Here is a 17299-nt window from a genome sequence, read left to right as displayed (position 1 = left end):
CTGCTCTTTGGCAATCTAAGAATAGAGTTTTGGGATAGAATATGATAAAATGTAAGAGATAAATCGGAAGTTGTAGTAAAGGAGGTTTACAATGGGGTTTTGGATTTTTATGTTGATTATGGATTTGCTTCTTCCATTTACGATGATTGGTTTTGGAAGATATTTTACGAAAAAGGCTCCAAAGGAAATAAATTCAGTATTTGGATATCGGACTTCGATGTCTATGAAGAACAAAGACACATGGGAATTTGCTCATAAATATTGTGGTAAAGTCTGGTATGTCTGTGGAATGGTTATGTTGCCGATAACAGTAATATTCATGCTTTTAGTGATTGGAAAAAATGAAGATTGTGTTGGGAGTATAGGAGGAATTATCTGTGGTGTTCAACTTATTCCTTTAATTGGGTCTATTCTCCCAACAGAAATAGCATTAAAAAAGAATTTTGATAAGAATGGAACAAGACGATAAATTCTAGTTTGTATAATTGAAAAAATGAAAAACGCATAGACAACTGTGTCTATTAGTGAAAATACGACATTTCTCGCTTTGTGTCGTGTTATTTGCAGATAACAGATTCTATATTTGATGATGAAAGGAGGAGTTGAGGTGGACCAAGTAAAAATCGGGAATTTTTTAAAAAAACTTCGCAAAGAAAAAGGCATTACACAGGAGCAGTTGGCAGAAATATTAAATGTCTCTGGAAGGACCGTATCCAGATGGGAAACCGGAAACAATATGCCGGATATCAGTATTCTTGTGGATATTGCAGATTATTATGATATCAGCATTCCTGAGATTATCAGTGGAGAAAGGAAAAGCGAGATGATGAACGAAGAAGAAAGAAAAATTGCTAAAACAATGTCAGATTATGCAACTACAGAGAAAGAGAAGATTTTTAAGGAAATGAAGCTCCAAAGTGTCATGGGAGTTTGTGCATTGGTTCTATACTGGATTCTGCATGAAACAGGTGCATATATGTATAATGATGTGTTAGGAAAGCTTGCCGGCTATTGTGAGACCTTGGTATCTGTGTCAGTCATAATGATGGCAGCATTTACGACAGGATCTTTAAGCAAGGTGCGGAGCAAGAGTAGGAAAGTTTTTGTGTTCGAAAATTTCCCAAAACCTATGCAATTAGTTGTAACTGCAGTTGTTGCTTTTGGTGGAGCTGCTGTGATCAAGCTGGTACTGGTGTATTTTTTCGGCTTATAAGTATTTTCAAATTCGTATTACATACTATGGAAAAAGAACTTTTTGACATTCTTACAGATGCGTGATAATATGCTTATAGAAAAAAGAGTGCTACCGATAGACGGTTAGTCCGTTTTACTATTTAGAATATCTATCAAAGATAACCGCTTAGTTTGCAGACAGGGCGGTTATTTTTGTGGTTTATGATTATCTTTGCCTAATGTATATCTGATACTAAAGCAGGTTAAGCCGAAGCTCACTACTGCTATGAAGTCAACAATACTCATTGGCTTAGTTCTTCTTTCCATTGGATTCCTTTACAGGTTTCTATGTAATCAGAAGGTCACAGGTCTCCGTTTCACTTCGGTCGTTGCAAAACGAGTGCCACTGGCACTCTGCAACCCTCTGGAGAAGGACTAACCGTTTACCGTTATGGTAGCACCCATGTTCTGATTATAACCGTCTGAAACTGTCGGCGCAATATGAAGTTGACAGATGAGAGTAGGGCAACTGTAGAAAAGAATCTTTTCGACCAGGGATTCCGGTGCCAAAACGGTGCCAAGAAATCAGGCAAATAAAAATAGATGGTGCAAATCAGCCGTTTTTCACTGTATTTTGGATAGAAAACCATAAAAAATATGAGATAAAACGGGATTAAAGTATCGCGAGGGTGGACGTACTGTAGGATCAGGACGTGTTGCTACAGTTATCGAGTAATCCTTAATTAGTATAACATCCTAATTTAATATATATTGAGTACCGCAAGGTACATTGTGTCCAAACGTAAGATACCCCGGAACCGTAAGGTTTCCGGGGTATTTTTACGAAAAATATTCATAAAATTTCTGTTTTATGGATTCAAGAAATACCAGAATTCATGCCCCTGGCATACGATATATCTTTCCAGCCATTCATTAAAAGGGATATTAAAACGATCAGTATCTGGAGCTGGATAGCATAGGTAATCGTCTCTGCCTTCTGATACAGCCTGAAGATCCATGGTTATATCGCCGATGTCCTGTAAGCAAAGAACAGGAAGATGATATGTAAACTCCGGATCAGATAAAATAGGCGTACTATTCCAAGATTCCTTTTCTTTGAGCGCTCTTTTTAAAGAATAAATGGTACAGCTGACTAAAGAACTGCCTTCCTCTCCGCAAAAAAGTTCCATGCCATTTGAGCAGGATAAAAAAGCTTTGTATGAGGCAGGAAGTTTCATATTGGGAAAATATTTTTCAAACAGCTGAAATTCTTCAGGTGTTACAGGAGGGTTAAATTTATGAGTTACTTTTATAGGTTCATCGCCTAAATGCCACTGATAGACCCATCCATTATTTTCCATTTCATATTTTAGATTGTTGAAAATTCTGTAGATTGCACGGATGTCTTCCATTACATATATGCTCCTTGATCGATGTGATATTGTAAAGATTCATATGTCTGCTTTATTTGATAACGGAGAGTAATTATAGCATGCTTAAAAGTTTTTTCAATGCTTTTTTGTGCAGAATTTACCAAAATCCTCTCGACTTTATACCACGTTAATGCTATACTTATACAGTTGTTTAACGTTTTAAAGCAAAAAATAAAAGTGAAAATACAGGAAAGAAGATAGAAAATGAAGATCGTTGTATGTATGAAGCAGGTACCGGCAACTTCCAAGGTTGATATCGATCCGGAAACCGGTGCCATGAAACGAATGTCCGGTGAGACAAGGACTAATCCATATGATCTGTTTGCATTGGAAACAGCCCTTGCGATCCGGGAAAAAACAGGCGGAACTGTAACCGTTCTTACTATGGGACCGCCTCAGGCGGAAGAGATGATCCGGGATGCTTATACCATGGGTGCTGATGAGGGCGTGATTCTTTCAGACCGAAAATTTGCGGGAGCGGATGTTCTGGCAACCTCTTATGCGTTAGCACAGGGAATCCAGGTGATCGGCGGTGCAGATCTGATCATCTGCGGAAGACAGACCACAGATGGTGACACAGCCCAGGTTGGTCCGGCCATTGCAGAGCATCTGACCATCCCACATGCTGCATGGGTAGCTGAGATCATGGACGTTAATGAAAAAAGCATTCAGGTCCGTCAGGATCTTGTCAGTGTTTCTCAGGTTTCCGAGATTCCGTATCCATGTCTGCTGACTATTGATAAGGATACCTGCGTGCCACGTCTGCCATCCTATTTGTTAAAGAAGGCAACTGCAGACCGTCCGGTACGGATCTTAAGCTTTGAAGATATGCCGGATCAGGATCTGAGCCGTTACGGACTGATCGGTTCCCCCACCTCTGTGGAAAAAATGTTTGCGCCGGAGGAAAGTGAAAAACAGGTTTATCTGGAAGGAACTGCAAAGGAAAAGGCAGACAAGCTTGTTGCTCTCCTGACCGGAAAGAAGATCATATAGGGGGAAGCGGAACATGGAATTTTTAAAATTTGATATAAACAAATGCGTACTCTGCGGAGTATGCGTGGAGAAATGTCCTTTTGGGGCCCTCACCATAGAGGGAAATGGAATTGTTGTAGGCGATGCCTGTCGTATGTGTGGGCTTTGTGTTCGTAACTGCCCGGAGAAAGCTATCCGGTTTGAGCAGAAGGCGAAATCCTTTGACAAGGATAAATGGAAAAACTTTCTTATCTATGTGGAGCAGGAGAGAGGAGAGATTCATCCGGTTACCTTTGAGCTGATCGGAGAAGCGAGAAAGATGGCTGTCAAAGTCGGTTATCAGGTTAACTGTGTGATCGTCGGAGGAAAAGGAACAAAGGAAAATGCGGAAAAGCTTCTGCCGTATGGCGTAGACAATGTGTACGTATATGAGCATGAAGGCTTCGAAGGCTTCCGCGCAGACTGTTATACAGACGCAGTTGCAGACTGTATCGCAGCAAACAAACCAAGCTCTGTGCTGATCGGAGCTACTGCGCTGGGGCGTTCCCTTGCACCGAGGCTTTCCACCAGATTCCATACGGGACTGACTGCAGACTGCACAACTCTGGATATCCGTTCCAACACCGATATGATCCAGATCAGACCGGCTTTCGGCGGAAATATCATGGCTCAGATCGGCATCACCAAATCACGGCCACAGTTTGCCACGGTCCGTTATAAGGTTATGGACAAGGCAGAAAAAATAAAAAACCCGCATGGTCAGGTGGTCGTATGTCCGGTAAATGAAAAAATGGCAGATTCCAGGATCAAGATTCTGTCATCCAGGGTCATTGATAAGGTAAAGAGCCTTGAGGAAGAGGATGTTCTGGTAGTAGCAGGCCGTGGTGTCCGGAATGAAAAGGATGTGGAAATGTGCCGGGAACTGGCAGATGCCCTTGGCGGACAGCTTGCCTTCACCCGCCCTATGGTAGAAAACGGATTCGGAGATGTTGCACATCAGATCGGACTTTCCGGAAGAACTGTCCGTCCGAAGCTGATCATCACTTGCGGCGTATCCGGTGCTATCCAGTTTACCTCCTGCATGACAGGATCTGACTGTATCGTAGCGATCAACAATGATTCGGAGGCACAGATCTTTAATGTTGCAGATTACTGCATCGTGGATGATCTGTATCAGGTTGTACCGGAGCTGACAGAGCTGATAAAGAATCGGAAGGAGGATTAAGTCATGGCATATCCCTATAAAAAAATGACTTCAGAAGATTTTGACTACATCCGTTCTGTGACTGCTTCAGATCGTGTATGGGTCGGCGATGAGATCGCAAAAGAATATTATCGTGATGAGATGCCGGAGTACGGAGTTTTTCCTCCGGAGCTTTATGTGGAGGTTTTAAATAAAGAAGAGATCTCAGCCATCATGGCTTACGCATATAAAGAAAATATCCCGGTGGTATGCCGTGGCGCAGGAACCGGACTTGCAGGCGGAGCAACCTGTAAATATGGTGGAATTATGCTTTCTGTGATGCGCATGAACAAGATCTTTCCGATCGACAGAAAGAACCAGACCATCACAGCGGAGCCGGGAGCACTTCTCATCGATATCCAGGCAGCCGCTGCAGCAGGAGGACTTTTTTATCCGCCGGATCCGGGCGAAAAAACAGCTTCCATCGGCGGCAATGTTATCACAAATGCCGGTGGTATGAAGGCGGTACGATATGGACTGACCAGGGATTTCGTCCGCTGTATCGAGGCAGTTATGCCGGATGGTTCCATCATGAATTTTTCATCCAACGTTGTGAAGAACACAACGGGATATGATGTAAAAGATCTGGTGATCGGCTCAGAGGGAACCTTATGTATCCTGACTCAGGTAACGCTGAAGCTTCTTCCCGCACCGACCTGCACCTGTACTCTTGTAATGCCGTTCAGGAGTCTTGAGGAATGTGCAGACATGGTCCCGAAGGTTCTGGAGCTGCCGTTTGTGCCAACAGCCATCGAGTTTCTGGAAAGAGAACTGATCGATATCGTAGAACGTAATCTGAACAAAATGTTCCCAGTAAAACAAGGAGAAGCAGTGCTGATCGTTATGTATGATGCTTCCAGTAAGCAGGAACTTGACAGCGCAGTAGAGGCAGCAGCGGAAGCAGCCCTGGCAAACGGAGCCCTGGACTGCTGTATCGCAGGCACACCGGAGCGTGCCGGAGCCGTATGGAGTGTCCGGGGCGGGATCCTGGAAGGAATGAAAGCAGATTCTATCGCACAGGAGGAGTGTGACGTAGTTGTTCCGCGTGCAAGGATCGCAGAGTATGTAAAAGCAGCCAAAAAGATCGCAAGTGCACATGGCATCCGTGTAGAGCCCTGCGGACATTGCGGAGACGGAAATATCCATACAGAGATGCTCCGTGGACCGGAAATGAGTGACCAGGAGTGGAAGGAAGCCACTCACGCAAGTCTGGTAGAGCTTTATGCACTGTCCAAGGAACTGGGCGGACAGCTTTCCGGTGAGCATGGCATCGGAAACGGACGTCTGGAATTTCTGGAAGAATTTGCGGGACCGAGAATGATCGCTCTTTATAAAGCCATCAAGCTGGCTTTCGATGATAAACTGATCCTGAATCCGGGAAAAGTCATCGAATATAATAAATAAAAAATGGGGGAAAGAGAGATGAGTCAGAATAAATCATTACAAAGTAAAATGCCTCTGGCTATGGGACTTGCGTTCGTCGCATTTACCACACAGTTCGGAGGCGGATTCGCATCAGGAGCGCAGATCTATCAGTACTTTATCAACTACGGTATCTGGTGTCTGATCCTGCCGGCAGTGACACAGGGATTGTATGCACTGTTTTTCTGGTATGGAATGCGCTACGCATACAAACACAAAACCTACGATTACAGAAGCTTTTCCGACAGTCTTTACGGAAAAACAAAACCGGTTATGTCCAATCTCTATGAGATCTGTTACCTGATCATGATCGGAACTGCATCTGCAGCAGCCTTTGCAACCGGCGGTTCCACACTGCAGACACTGTTCGGGATCCCATACTGGCTCTGTACACTGATCATTGCAGCATTTATCTTTGTGATCGCACTTTTCGGAACCAATGTTGTAAGAAAATGTGCTTCTACATTAAGTGTGCTGATCATCATCGGTCTTGTACTGGTACTTGTTCCGAATATCATTGCACAGTGGGGAGATATCACAGCTTCCATCCATACTATGTCCTCCGGAGAAATGACTGTACTTTCCTCCGAGAGCGGAGCCTTTGGACCGGCCCTCTATTCAGCAGTCCTTTATTTCTTCTTCCAGCTGGCATCTGTTTCTGTTATGTACCAGCACATGGAGGATGTAACGGACGAAAAACAGATCAACAAAGCAGCGATCTGGATGTTTGTATGCAATTTCTGTGCAATGGAGCTTTCCATCCTCGGACTTCTTGCCATTGCATATGTAAGTAAACTGGCATCTGCATCGGTACCGATGCTGGTACTTGTCCAGAACGGTGTAGGCGCCGGTATCCTGACACCGATCATTTCTCTGCTGATCATCCTTGGAGCTATCTCCACAGCAGTAAATATGATCTCTGGTATTGTGACCCGCTGTGTAAATGCAGTGGAGCGCCGTATGGACAGCCCGGAGAAAAAAGCGCAGGGACACCTTGGAAGAAATGCAGTTTTTACAGCAATCTTTACATTCCTGGCATTTGCCATCGCACAGTTCGGTCTGATGACAGTTGTTAAGAAGGGATATGCATACCTTGGATATGCGGCGTTTATTACATTGTTTGTACCGTTTGTTGTACATGCCGTTGCGACAAAGGGAAAAGAGATCTGAAGAATAAAAAGCTGAACAGAAAATCCCCCGTTGATCCGTATGGCAGGATCATCAGGGGATTTTGTCAAAGTTCACAAAAATATTATAAATATTTTATTAAATATTCCAGATAGACAACATATATTTTTTCTGATACTATTACATACAGTTGTTAAATAGTTACGAATCAGAAGGATTGTTACTGAAATATTTATTTATCGTCAGGCAAGACCTTATAGTAGTATAGGAATGGGGTTTCTATATACTGTAATGGTCTTTTTTTTGTTTGTCTGGCAGCGGGGGAACAGGAATATGGTTATCCATAAGATTTTGAATAATAATCTGATACTGTCCAGGGATGGACAGGGACATGAAGTTATTGTAAAGGGCTGCGGAATTGCCTTTCAGAAAAAGAAAGGACAGCAAGTGGAGGAGTCCAGGATCGAGAAGATCTTTACTGCGGAAAATGCCCAGATCAGCAAGGAGATACAGGGTTATCTGACTGCTATTCCGGAAAAATATTTGGATTTTGTGGAAGCTTTTGTAAATGAAGTGAAGGAAAAAGAGGGGATGAAATTAAATGACAGTATTTATTTTTCCCTTAGCGACCATATCATGGGTGCGATCTCTAGACTTGAAAACGGGATCCGCCTTCAGAATATGCTGCTTCTGGATATCAAGCAGCTTTATCATAAGGAATATGAGATCGGCTTGGAATTACTGAAAAAGGTAAATGAGATGTTCGAGGTAGATCTTTCTGCAGATGAAGCAGGATTTTTTGCATTGCATTTTGTGAATGCGGAAGATGGCGGCAAGACGGACAGCTATCAGATTTCCATTATCGTACATCAGATCCTGGACATCGTGGAGAAGTATTATGACAATATGGAATTTCAGGAGGATAATCTGTATTATCAGCGGTTTCTCACGCATCTGAAATATTTTGCCCAGAGATTCCTTCATAAAGAGCTTCACTATGATGAGAATCAGGAGCTTTTCAAGATCATCAAGGAGCAGTACAGAGAAGCTTACGGCTGTGTAAAAATGATCTATCTTATGATGGAAGAGGAATATAAATACGCTATGACTGAGGACGAAATGCTGTATCTGACGATTCATATCCAGAAGATCACAGAAGACCATAAACGTCTGAAAAATCTGTGAAAAGAGATTGTTTTATAAAGTTAGGTGTTAATGGATTGTTACTGAAATACGTGCCATGTGCGTATCTTTTCAGGCAAGACCTTTAATATAAATTTCAATATTTATTATTAAAGGAGGTCCCCAAATGAAAAAGGACTATGCAAAAACTGCAGACACACTGATTGCAGCACTGGGCGGAAAAGAGAATATCACCCGTCTGTTCCACTGCATGACAAGGCTTCGTTTCTATGTGAAAGACAGATCGAAGATCAACGAGAAAGAGATCTTAAAGCTTTCTGAGATCTCCGGCGTTAACTGGCATGAAGATCAGTTCCAGGTTATCGCAGGAAATGAAGTGAACGCTGTTTACAAGGCATTGGAGGACAAAGGTGTTCCTACCGATGATGCACCGGCAGCGAACTCTGACAGCTCAAAGAGTGTTGTTTCAAAAGTTATCGATGCCATCACCGGATGTATGACCCCGATGATCCCTGCCCTGACTGCAGCCGGTATGATCAAAGTTGTACTTACTCTGCTGACAACTTTTCATCTGGTATCAGAAACAAGCAGTACCTACCAGGTGATCAGTTTTATCGGAGATGTTACTTTCTACTTCATGCCGTTCCTGATCGCAGCAAATGCTGCCAAGGTTTTCCGCGTGAACCAGTCACTGGCGCTGTTTATTGCCGGTGTTTACTTAAGCCCTACCTTTGTAACTATGGTAGCTGGTGATGCGGCCATCACACTGTTTGGTCTGCCGATCACAAAAGCAACTTATTCTTATTCCGTTATTCCGGTTATCCTGATGGTATGGATCACACATTATATTGAGATTCTGGTTGATAAGATCACACCGAAAATGGTAAAACTGATCCTGAACCCGACACTGGTAATTCTGATCAGTGCACCGATCGCCCTGATCGTAGTTGGACCGCTCGGAACAATTATTGGTAACGGACTTGCGGTAGCCATCAACTTCCTGTCCGTAAAACTTGGTTTCATTATTGTAGGTATCCTTGCAGCAACCTTCCCGTTCATCGTTATGACCGGTATGCACCATGCGCTGACACCGATCGGACTGAATGCCATTGCAACCGGTGGTACCGATACACTGATCTTTGTATCTCAGGTATGCTCTAACCTTGCACAGTCCGGAGCTTCTCTTGCAGTAGCTGTAAGATCCAAGGACAGCAACATGAAACAGCTGGCAAGTGCAGCCGGTGTCTCCGCTCTTATGGGTATCACAGAGCCTGCTCTGTATGGTGTTACACTGAAACTGAAAAGACCGGTTGTAGCAGCTTCCATAGCAGCCGGAATCGGTGGTATCGTAGGAGGACTTCTTCAGGTTTCTCTTTACATTGCACAGAATTGTATCATGGCGATCCCGGCGTTTATCGGTGAGAAGGGATTAAGCAATCTGCTTTATGGAATCATTATGATCGTGGTATCTTTTGTAGCTGCTTTTGTTCTTACGCTTATCTTCGGATTTGAGGATGTAAAGGCTGAGACAGAGGATGAAGTACAGAACACAGATACAGAAAAACAGCCGGCACAGCAGAACGCTCCGCTTGTAGAGAAGATCGAGCTTTGTGCACCGGTAGCAGGAACTGTAAAAGCACTTTCCGATGTTCCGGATAAAACTTTTGCTGATAAGGTTTTAGGTGACGGAGCAGCAATCGTTCCATCAGAAGGAAAGGTTTATGCACCGGCAGATGGCACGGTGGCAAATATCATGGACAGCAAACATGGAATCATGTTTGTGACAGAAAGTGGAGCAGAAATTCTGATCCACATCGGACTTGATACTGTAAATTTAAATGGTAAATATTTTAAATCCCATGTTTCTGATGGAGATAAGGTAAAAAAAGGAAAGCTTCTTGTGGAATTCGATATGGATGCCATTAAGAAAGAAGGATATGATCTGATCACACCGGTTGTTGTGACCAATATTTCTGATTATATCAAAGCAGTATGCATGGAAAAAGAAGATGCAGCTGTAAATGCAGGAGATAAATTCCTGACTATTGTATAAGAATAACAACGAAACATCAGGCGGAGATAACAGATCCGCCTGATGTTTGTAAAAAGGAGAAAACTAAAATATGAAAAATTATAACCGTATGCCGGAAAACTTTCTCTGGGGCGGAGCAACCGCTGCAAACCAGTATGAAGGCGGTTGGGATGAGGATGGCAGAGGCCCGTCCATTGCAGATATCCTGACAGGAGGAAGTGTGGATAAGGAACGTCGTCTTACACCGCCGGCACCGTTACCGGAAGAATTTTATCCCAATCACCAGGCGACTGATTTTTATCATCACTGGAAAGAGGATATTGCTCTTTTTGCAGAGATGGGATTTAAGGTATATCGTTTTTCTATTTCTTGGTCCAGAGTGTTCCCAAATGGGGATGAGGAAACTCCAAATGAGGAAGGCCTTAAGTTCTACGACAATGTGATCGACGAACTGAGAAAATATAACATTGAGCCGCTGATAACGATCTCTCATTATGAGAATCCCCTTCATCTTTCTCTGGAGTATGGCGGATGGAAAAATCGTAAGATGATCGATTTCTATCTTCGATTTGCAAAGGTTTTATTTGAGAGATATAAAGGTAAGGTAAAATACTGGCTGACTTTTAATGAGATCAATATGCTGACGCAGGACTTTGGTGCGGTATTCTGTGCAGGAATGCTGGACCCGAAGGATGTATGTGAGCAGAGCCGTTATCAGGCAATGCATCACCAGCTGGTAGCAAGTGCACTTGCAGTTTCCATGGCTCATGAGATCGATCCGGAGTTTATGCTTGGCTGTATGCTTGCTTATCACAATGGTTATCCATATACCTGCCATCCGGATGATATCTTATATGCACAGCAGTTTGGGCAGATCCACAATTCCATTGCCGGTGATGTTCATGTAAGAGGATATTATCCGGGATTTGCAGCGAGATACTTTGAGGAGCACGGAATCCAGCTGGAGGTTCTTCAGGAGGATAAAGAGATCCTCAATAAGGGTACGGTGGACTTTTTCACTATCAGCTATTATTCCAGTAGCTGTGTCAGCGTGACAAAGGACGGAGAGAAAACGGCCGGAAATGGAAGTGACAATCTGAAAAATCCATATCTGAAAGCTTCCGACTGGGGCTGGCAGATCGATGCAACTGGTCTTCGCTATGTTCTGAACCAGATCTATGACCGCTATCAGATTCCGATCATGATCGTGGAAAATGGTCTTGGGGCGGTGGATCAGCTGACAGAGGATGGAAAGATTCACGATGATTACCGTATTGAATATATGCGCCGCCATATAGAGCAGATGAAGGAAGCAATCCATGACGGAGTAGATCTGATCGGCTACACCTGCTGGGGCTGTACAGATCTTGTCAGTGCCTCCACTGGAGAATTCAAGAAGCGTTATGGGCTTATCTATGTAAATAAAAATGATGACGGGACCGGAGACTTTTCCAGAATCCGCAAAGATTCTTTTTACTGGTACAAAAAAGTGATTGAATCCTGCGGGGAAGAGCTTTAACTGAATCAACTGCGAAGCAGTTATCTGGTGTAGAATTATGTAGCGAATGCGGTTGCTTTTATCCGGTTGACGACAAAATCCTGGAGTATGACAATGTACTCCGGGATTTTTTTGGGAAGGTTGACTTTTACACGGTAAAGTGTAATACTTATTGTAAGTGACGAATGTGAGGAGTGTTTTTTATGCCGGATGAAAAAGTACTGCAGGTGGCAATACTTATATGGGGATGTGCATTTTGCGCCATAGCAGCATTATGTATATTTCTGAGCAGTAATTATAACAGGGAAAAGCGGCGGTATCTTGTCCTGATGGAGAGTTTTGCTTCCCTGTTATTGCTGATGGATGCCCTGGGGCATATTTTCAGCGGATATCCCGGAGTTCCGGGCAGTGTGATGGTCCGTATTTCGAGTTTTCTCGTATTTCTTTTAAGTGACGTAGTCCTGGTGTGTTTTCATATTTATGTGTGTGTTTATCTGTTTTCGAAAAAAGAGCGGAGAACATTAAAAAGAGTAAAAGCCGGATATGTTATTGCTGCCGTGGAGGCTGCTTTTGTGGTGCTCTCACAGTTTACTCACTGGTATTATTACATAGATGGGGATAATTATTACCATCGGGCACCGTTATATATTATGTCAATCCTTCTTCCGGCAGCAGGTATGTTCATTGACCTTACACTTCTGCTCCAATACAGAAAGAAAGTCAGCCGGAAGCTCCTGTTCTCTATGCTGTCATGCATTGTACTTCTGGCAGTGGCGGCAGCTGTGCAGGCATTCTGGTATGGAATGTCGCTGATTGAGTTTTCTGTTGGTATTTCCATGATCATTATGTTTATCGTGACGATGACGGAGCTGAATCAGGAAATGTATCAGCTGATAAGCAGAGAGGGCAAGATAAAGGAAAGACTTGAGATCGCAACGATACTGAATAAATGTATTGCGGAGCTGATATCAGGAGAAGATGAAGATGCGGCGATTTCCAATCTGCTGCGTATTATCAGCGGGTATTTTGACGGAGATCGCAGTTATATTGTTCAGATCGATGAAAAGAGGAATGTCTGTACAAATACCTATGAGTATGCCATGAACGGAGTGACTGCTGAGAAGGATAATCTTCAGGAGGTTCCCATGGAAATGCTGGATATCTGGATGGACAGCTTTCGGAAAAATGGCCTGTATTATATTCCGGATATTGAAGAGGAGCAGGGGCAGCCGTATTATGAGACTCTGAAGATGCAGGATATTACCAGGCTGCTGGCCGTTCCTTTAAACAGTGACGGAAAGATCATAGGATTTCTCGGGGTAGATAATCCGAGACTGCATTATGAGGATCATACGCTGCTGTCATCCATACAGTACTTTTTAACGGACAGCCTGAAAGCCAAGGAGCGTAAGGCGTGTCTGCAGTACATGAGCTACCGTGATATGCTGACGACCTTGTATAACAGGAACAGGTATATTCAGGTTTTGGAAGGCATGCAGGCAAAAACAGTGATAAAAACAGGAGTAGCATATATTGATATCAATGGTCTGAAACGGGTGAATGATCTTTACGGACATGAGGCCGGAGACAGGCTGATCATAAATACAGCGCGTTCTATGCTTGCGATTCTGCCGGAAAATGCTTACCGGGTAGGTGGCGATGAATTTGTACTTATCTGTTTTGACATGGATGAGAAGATTTTTCGGAGTAAGATCCGGGATATCTGTGACAGCATTGCTGCCAAAAGGATCAGTGTTTCTGTTGGCGTTGTCTGGGAGGAAAGCTCTTCGGAGCTTGAGACAATGCTGAGAAGAGCAGATGATCTTATGTATGCGGAAAAAAAGAAATATTATGAAAAGCATGGAACGATGTGAAGGTATGCAGCAGAGTGTAAGAGGAGGTCAGAAGAAAATTCTGATAATGCTGTGCCCGGTATTTTTATACCGGGCATTTCGTTTGTGCTAAAAGAAACGCCGGAATAAAAATATCGGACGAAATTTTGAAAGATTTTCTGTAACGTTTTTGAGATCAGTGCGTCTTATAAGTGAGAAGGGAGGAAAAGAAAGAACCGATGAATATTGAGGAACTTTACCGGACATATTTTGACATTGTATATCGGTATATCCGTTCTGTCTCACAGGATGGATCACTGGCTGAGGAAGTGACCCAGGAGACATTTTTTAAGGCACTGAAAAAAGCAGATCAGTTCCGTGGTGACTGTGATGTGCGGGTGTGGCTTTGCCAGATTGCAAAGAATACGTTGTACGATCATCTGAAAAAGCAGAAAAAGCAGCTTCTCGGGGATGAGAAGCTGGAAAAAGCAGAAAGCGCTGGCGGAGAGCTTCTGGAGGAAAAGCTGGCGCAGCGGAGCCAGGCTATGGAGATCCATAAGGTTCTGCATAGACTTTCGGAACCGTACAAAGAAGTTTTTTCCCTGCGGACCTTCGGAGAGCTGACCTTCCGTGAGATTGGAATGCTTTTTGGAAAAAGTGAAAACTGGGCGCGGGTGACTTATTACCGTGCAAGAGTAAAGATCAGAGAGGAGCTGGAGCAATGAGGATCACATGTGATGTAATACAGGATCTGATGCCATCCTATGTGGACGGCATTTTAAGTGAAGACAGTCAGGCGCTGGTAAAAGAGCATATAGAAGCTTGTAAGGAATGCAGAAAAATGTTGGAGATCATGAAAGAGGAGCAGGGAAAAGAGCAGGCTCAAATGAGACCATCTGCAGCCTCCGGAGCGCAACGCAGAGCTGGTGAAGCGGAAAATACCGGAAGTGCAGCCGCACTGAAAAAAATCCGGAGAAAATTAATAATACGCAGAGTGCTGACAGTAGCAGTGGCAGTTATCCTGACACTCATCGCTGCGGCAGCAGGCTATAACCACTGGTATTTCAACGAAAAATACATGACCCTGGAAAACAGCGGAATGTACGTAAAAGACAACTGCCTGTATTCTTCCAATAATCTTATTAACCGTATGAAAGTACAGTACACAGAAGATGGAAGAACAGAGTTCGTCTACGCCATTGACGCGCCATATGCAGGAACTCTGGAACTGAAAGGCGATGACATGCTGCTTCAGGATTTTTCCAAAAAGACAGAGGAAGTATCACCGGAAGATGACAGCATCCCGGAAACGGTAACAGAGGTTTATTATATGAGTGAGGAGGCCAGAAAGAAGAGCCTGGAATTAACAGAGCTGGAAGCAAAGGGAGATCTGGATGCGGCGGAGAAAATTGTGGATGAGATGAAACAGGAATCGAAGCTGATATGGTCGGAACAAGAGGATAGAAATACCGCATCGTCTATGTTAAAATAAAACCTGGACAGTACAGTGAAAAAGTTCTATAAAAATTCTGTGCTGTAGGCAAAAAAACAGACAGCAGTGAATTTACGTATTTACTGCCGAAGAACAGGGGGACATAAGATGTTATTTGTATGCTATCCAAAATGCAGTACCTGCAAAAAGGCTCAGAAATGGCTGGATGAGAGTGGCGCAGAATATACGTTGCGTGATATTAAGACGGACAATCCAACTGCAGAGGAACTGAAAGCCTGGTGGGAAAAAAGCGGTCTTCCGCTGAAGCGTTTTTTCAATACCAGTGGAAATATTTATAAAGAGATGAAACTGAAAGATAAACTTCCGGAGATGAGTGAGGAAGAGCAGCTTGCGCTTCTTGCAACAGACGGGATGCTTGTGAAACGACCAATCCTTGTTGGGAAAGACAAGGTGCTGGTGGGCGCTAAAGAAAAAGAATGGGAAGAGTATCTGAAATCATGAAAAAGAAACTGAATTATGCGGATATCGTTAAGGAAACCGTGATCCTCACCGTGGCAGTGGCGATCATTGCAGCGGCGGTATATTTTTTCCTAGTGCCAAGCCATACGTCGGTCAGCAGTATTTCCGGTCTTGGAATCGTGCTTTCCAACTTTGTGCCGCTGCAGCTGTCGGCGATTACCATGATCCTGAATGTGGTATTGCTGATCATTGGATTTTTTACCTGTGGAAGAGAGTTTGGAGTTAAGACGGTTTATACCAGTGTAATGCTGCCGTTGTTTCTGGGATTGTTTGAGATCATTTTTCCAAATTTCGGTTCCATGACAGACAGCCAGGAACTGGATGTTCTGTGTTATATTCTGGTAGTGAGTGTGGGACTTAGCATTCTTTTTAACAGGAATGCATCCTCAGGCGGACTGGATATCGTGGCGAAGATCATGAATAAGTATCTCCACATGGAACTTGGAAAAGCCATGTCTCTTTCCGGTATGTGCGTGGCACTTTCCGCGGCGCTTGTGTATGATAAAAAGACGGTGGTCTTAAGTATTCTGGGAACGTATTTTAACGGAATCGTTCTGGATCATTTTATTTTTGACAATAATATCAAGCGGCGTGTCTGCATCATCACGAAAAAGGAAGAGGAGCTGAGGCAGTTTATCATTCATGACCTGCACAGCGGAGCCACGATCTATGAGGCCATCGGAGCTTATAACATGGAAAAACGCCGTGAGATCATCACCATCGTAGATAAAGGTGAATATCAGAAGCTGATGAAGTTTATAAACCAGGAGGACCCGAAAGCGTTTATCACGGTTTATAATGTATCGAATATGCGGTATCAGCCGAAGAAATAAGAATATTTTGCTGGAATAAAAAAACTCCCGGGACAAATGCTGAGGTTTTATAAGGCAGTATGATAAAACTTAATAAAACTAAGGCATTGCAATGGCAGATGAGGCTTTGACTGTAAAAGGTCAGAGCCTTTTTCTGTATCAGAAATTCGCACATTCGTCATTTTATTTTGTATTCAGTATAATGAAGTTACCAAATACAAGGAGGCTTCGATATGAAAACAAATTTTGAAAATATAGGCGGTAGTTATTCGCAACAAGGCGATTATCTTTTGCCAACTCTTACGCTACCTGATGAAAACCAAAGGCAAATCAGTGTGTGGGCAATGAGGCACAGACGCTATTTGAAATCAAGTCATCGAGTGCTTTATTACAATCTTCTTACATCGGGTAAGCTTTACAATTACCTTGCCGATGTTGAGTTTCAGGCAGAGAATTTGTTTGAACAGACAATAAAATCACTTGCTGAGCAGGAACAAGTTACGGAAAAACTCAAAGCCGAAAATATGATGTTGTGGGTGCAAAAGATGAATAATATTCGCAACAGAGCAACAGAAATCGTTAATGAACAAGTGATTTATAAATGAGAAAAAGGCACAACTTACGGAAAAAATTTCCGTA

General features: G+C 43.3%; 16 protein-coding genes. 15 read left to right on the top strand and 1 reads right to left on the bottom strand.

What is annotated here, in order from left to right; genetic code table 11:
* The first annotated feature begins 91 nt into the window (after positions 1–91).
* Together GPK81_RS05645 and GPK81_RS05640 are read left to right on the top strand one after the other, a co-directional pair.
* On the top strand, positions 92–469 hold the full coding sequence (locus GPK81_RS05645) for an SdpI family protein (RefSeq protein WP_173738317.1): 378 nt from the start codon (positions 92–94) through the stop codon (positions 467–469).
* 138 nt (positions 470–607) lie between these two features.
* Positions 608–1213 carry a helix-turn-helix domain-containing protein gene (locus tag GPK81_RS05640; protein WP_227945551.1) on the top strand — a complete coding sequence of 202 codons (606 nt, stop codon included), beginning with the start codon at positions 608–610 and terminating at the stop codon, positions 1211–1213.
* Between the two features lie 829 nt (positions 1214–2042).
* Here GPK81_RS05640 and GPK81_RS05635 read toward each other — a convergent pair.
* Complete coding sequence (locus GPK81_RS05635) at positions 2043–2585, bottom strand: SMI1/KNR4 family protein (RefSeq protein WP_015526348.1); 543 nt, start codon at positions 2583–2585, stop codon at positions 2043–2045.
* A gap of 225 nt (positions 2586–2810) precedes the next feature.
* On the opposite strand from GPK81_RS05635, the gene GPK81_RS05630 reads away from it, so the two are divergent.
* The 13 genes from GPK81_RS05630 (at position 2811) to GPK81_RS05570 (ending at position 17265) form a co-directional block, all read left to right on the top strand.
* A complete protein-coding gene (locus GPK81_RS05630; protein WP_021976223.1) occupies positions 2811–3599 on the top strand; it encodes an electron transfer flavoprotein subunit beta/FixA family protein in 789 nt (262 codons plus the stop codon).
* Positions 3600–3612: 13 nt separating this feature from the next.
* A complete protein-coding gene (locus GPK81_RS05625; RefSeq protein ID WP_119248316.1) occupies positions 3613–4803 on the top strand; it encodes an electron transfer flavoprotein subunit alpha in 1191 nt (396 codons plus the stop codon).
* 3 nt (positions 4804–4806) lie between these two features.
* On the top strand, positions 4807–6225 hold the full coding sequence (locus GPK81_RS05620) for an FAD-binding oxidoreductase (RefSeq protein WP_119248315.1): 1419 nt from the start codon (positions 4807–4809) through the stop codon (positions 6223–6225).
* Between the two features lie 18 nt (positions 6226–6243).
* Entirely contained in the window at positions 6244–7413 is a 1170-nt protein-coding gene (locus tag GPK81_RS05615; protein ID WP_215706683.1) for a YkvI family membrane protein, read from the top strand.
* A gap of 291 nt (positions 7414–7704) precedes the next feature.
* Complete coding sequence (licT, locus tag GPK81_RS05610; protein WP_059086637.1) at positions 7705–8556, top strand: BglG family transcription antiterminator LicT; 852 nt, start codon at positions 7705–7707, stop codon at positions 8554–8556.
* 124 nt (positions 8557–8680) lie between these two features.
* Positions 8681–10567, top strand: a complete 1887-nt coding sequence (locus GPK81_RS05605) for a beta-glucoside-specific PTS transporter subunit IIABC (protein WP_118070853.1) — start codon at positions 8681–8683, stop codon at positions 10565–10567.
* Between the two features lie 70 nt (positions 10568–10637).
* Positions 10638–12065 (top strand): glycoside hydrolase family 1 protein, encoded by a 1428-nt coding sequence (locus GPK81_RS05600; RefSeq protein ID WP_118070854.1) that lies wholly within the window; start codon positions 10638–10640, stop codon positions 12063–12065.
* Positions 12066–12247: 182 nt separating this feature from the next.
* Positions 12248–13918 carry a sensor domain-containing diguanylate cyclase gene (locus GPK81_RS05595; protein WP_118070855.1) on the top strand — a complete coding sequence of 557 codons (1671 nt, stop codon included), beginning with the start codon at positions 12248–12250 and terminating at the stop codon, positions 13916–13918.
* Between the two features lie 197 nt (positions 13919–14115).
* Positions 14116–14601: an RNA polymerase sigma factor gene (locus GPK81_RS05590; RefSeq protein ID WP_215706682.1), complete on the top strand. Its 486-nt coding sequence runs from the start codon at positions 14116–14118 to the stop codon at positions 14599–14601.
* Entirely contained in the window at positions 14598–15368 is a 771-nt protein-coding gene (locus GPK81_RS05585) for a zf-HC2 domain-containing protein (RefSeq protein ID WP_215706681.1), read from the top strand. The genes GPK81_RS05590 and GPK81_RS05585 overlap by 4 nt, the downstream gene beginning before the upstream one ends.
* A gap of 108 nt (positions 15369–15476) precedes the next feature.
* Positions 15477–15830, top strand: a complete 354-nt coding sequence (locus GPK81_RS05580) for an arsenate reductase family protein (RefSeq protein WP_015526336.1) — start codon at positions 15477–15479, stop codon at positions 15828–15830.
* Entirely contained in the window at positions 15827–16681 is an 855-nt protein-coding gene (locus GPK81_RS05575; RefSeq protein WP_015526335.1) for a YitT family protein, read from the top strand. The genes GPK81_RS05580 and GPK81_RS05575 overlap by 4 nt, the downstream gene beginning before the upstream one ends.
* 212 nt (positions 16682–16893) lie before the next feature.
* Positions 16894–17265, top strand: a complete 372-nt coding sequence (locus GPK81_RS05570) for a TnpV protein (protein WP_215636095.1) — start codon at positions 16894–16896, stop codon at positions 17263–17265.
* The last annotated feature ends 34 nt before the right edge of the window (positions 17266–17299 follow it).

This window comes from Blautia sp. MCC283 (assembly GCF_018785565.1).
Classification (GTDB): domain Bacteria; phylum Bacillota; class Clostridia; order Lachnospirales; family Lachnospiraceae; genus Blautia_A.
This window is presented reverse-complemented; position numbering and strand designations above follow the sequence as displayed.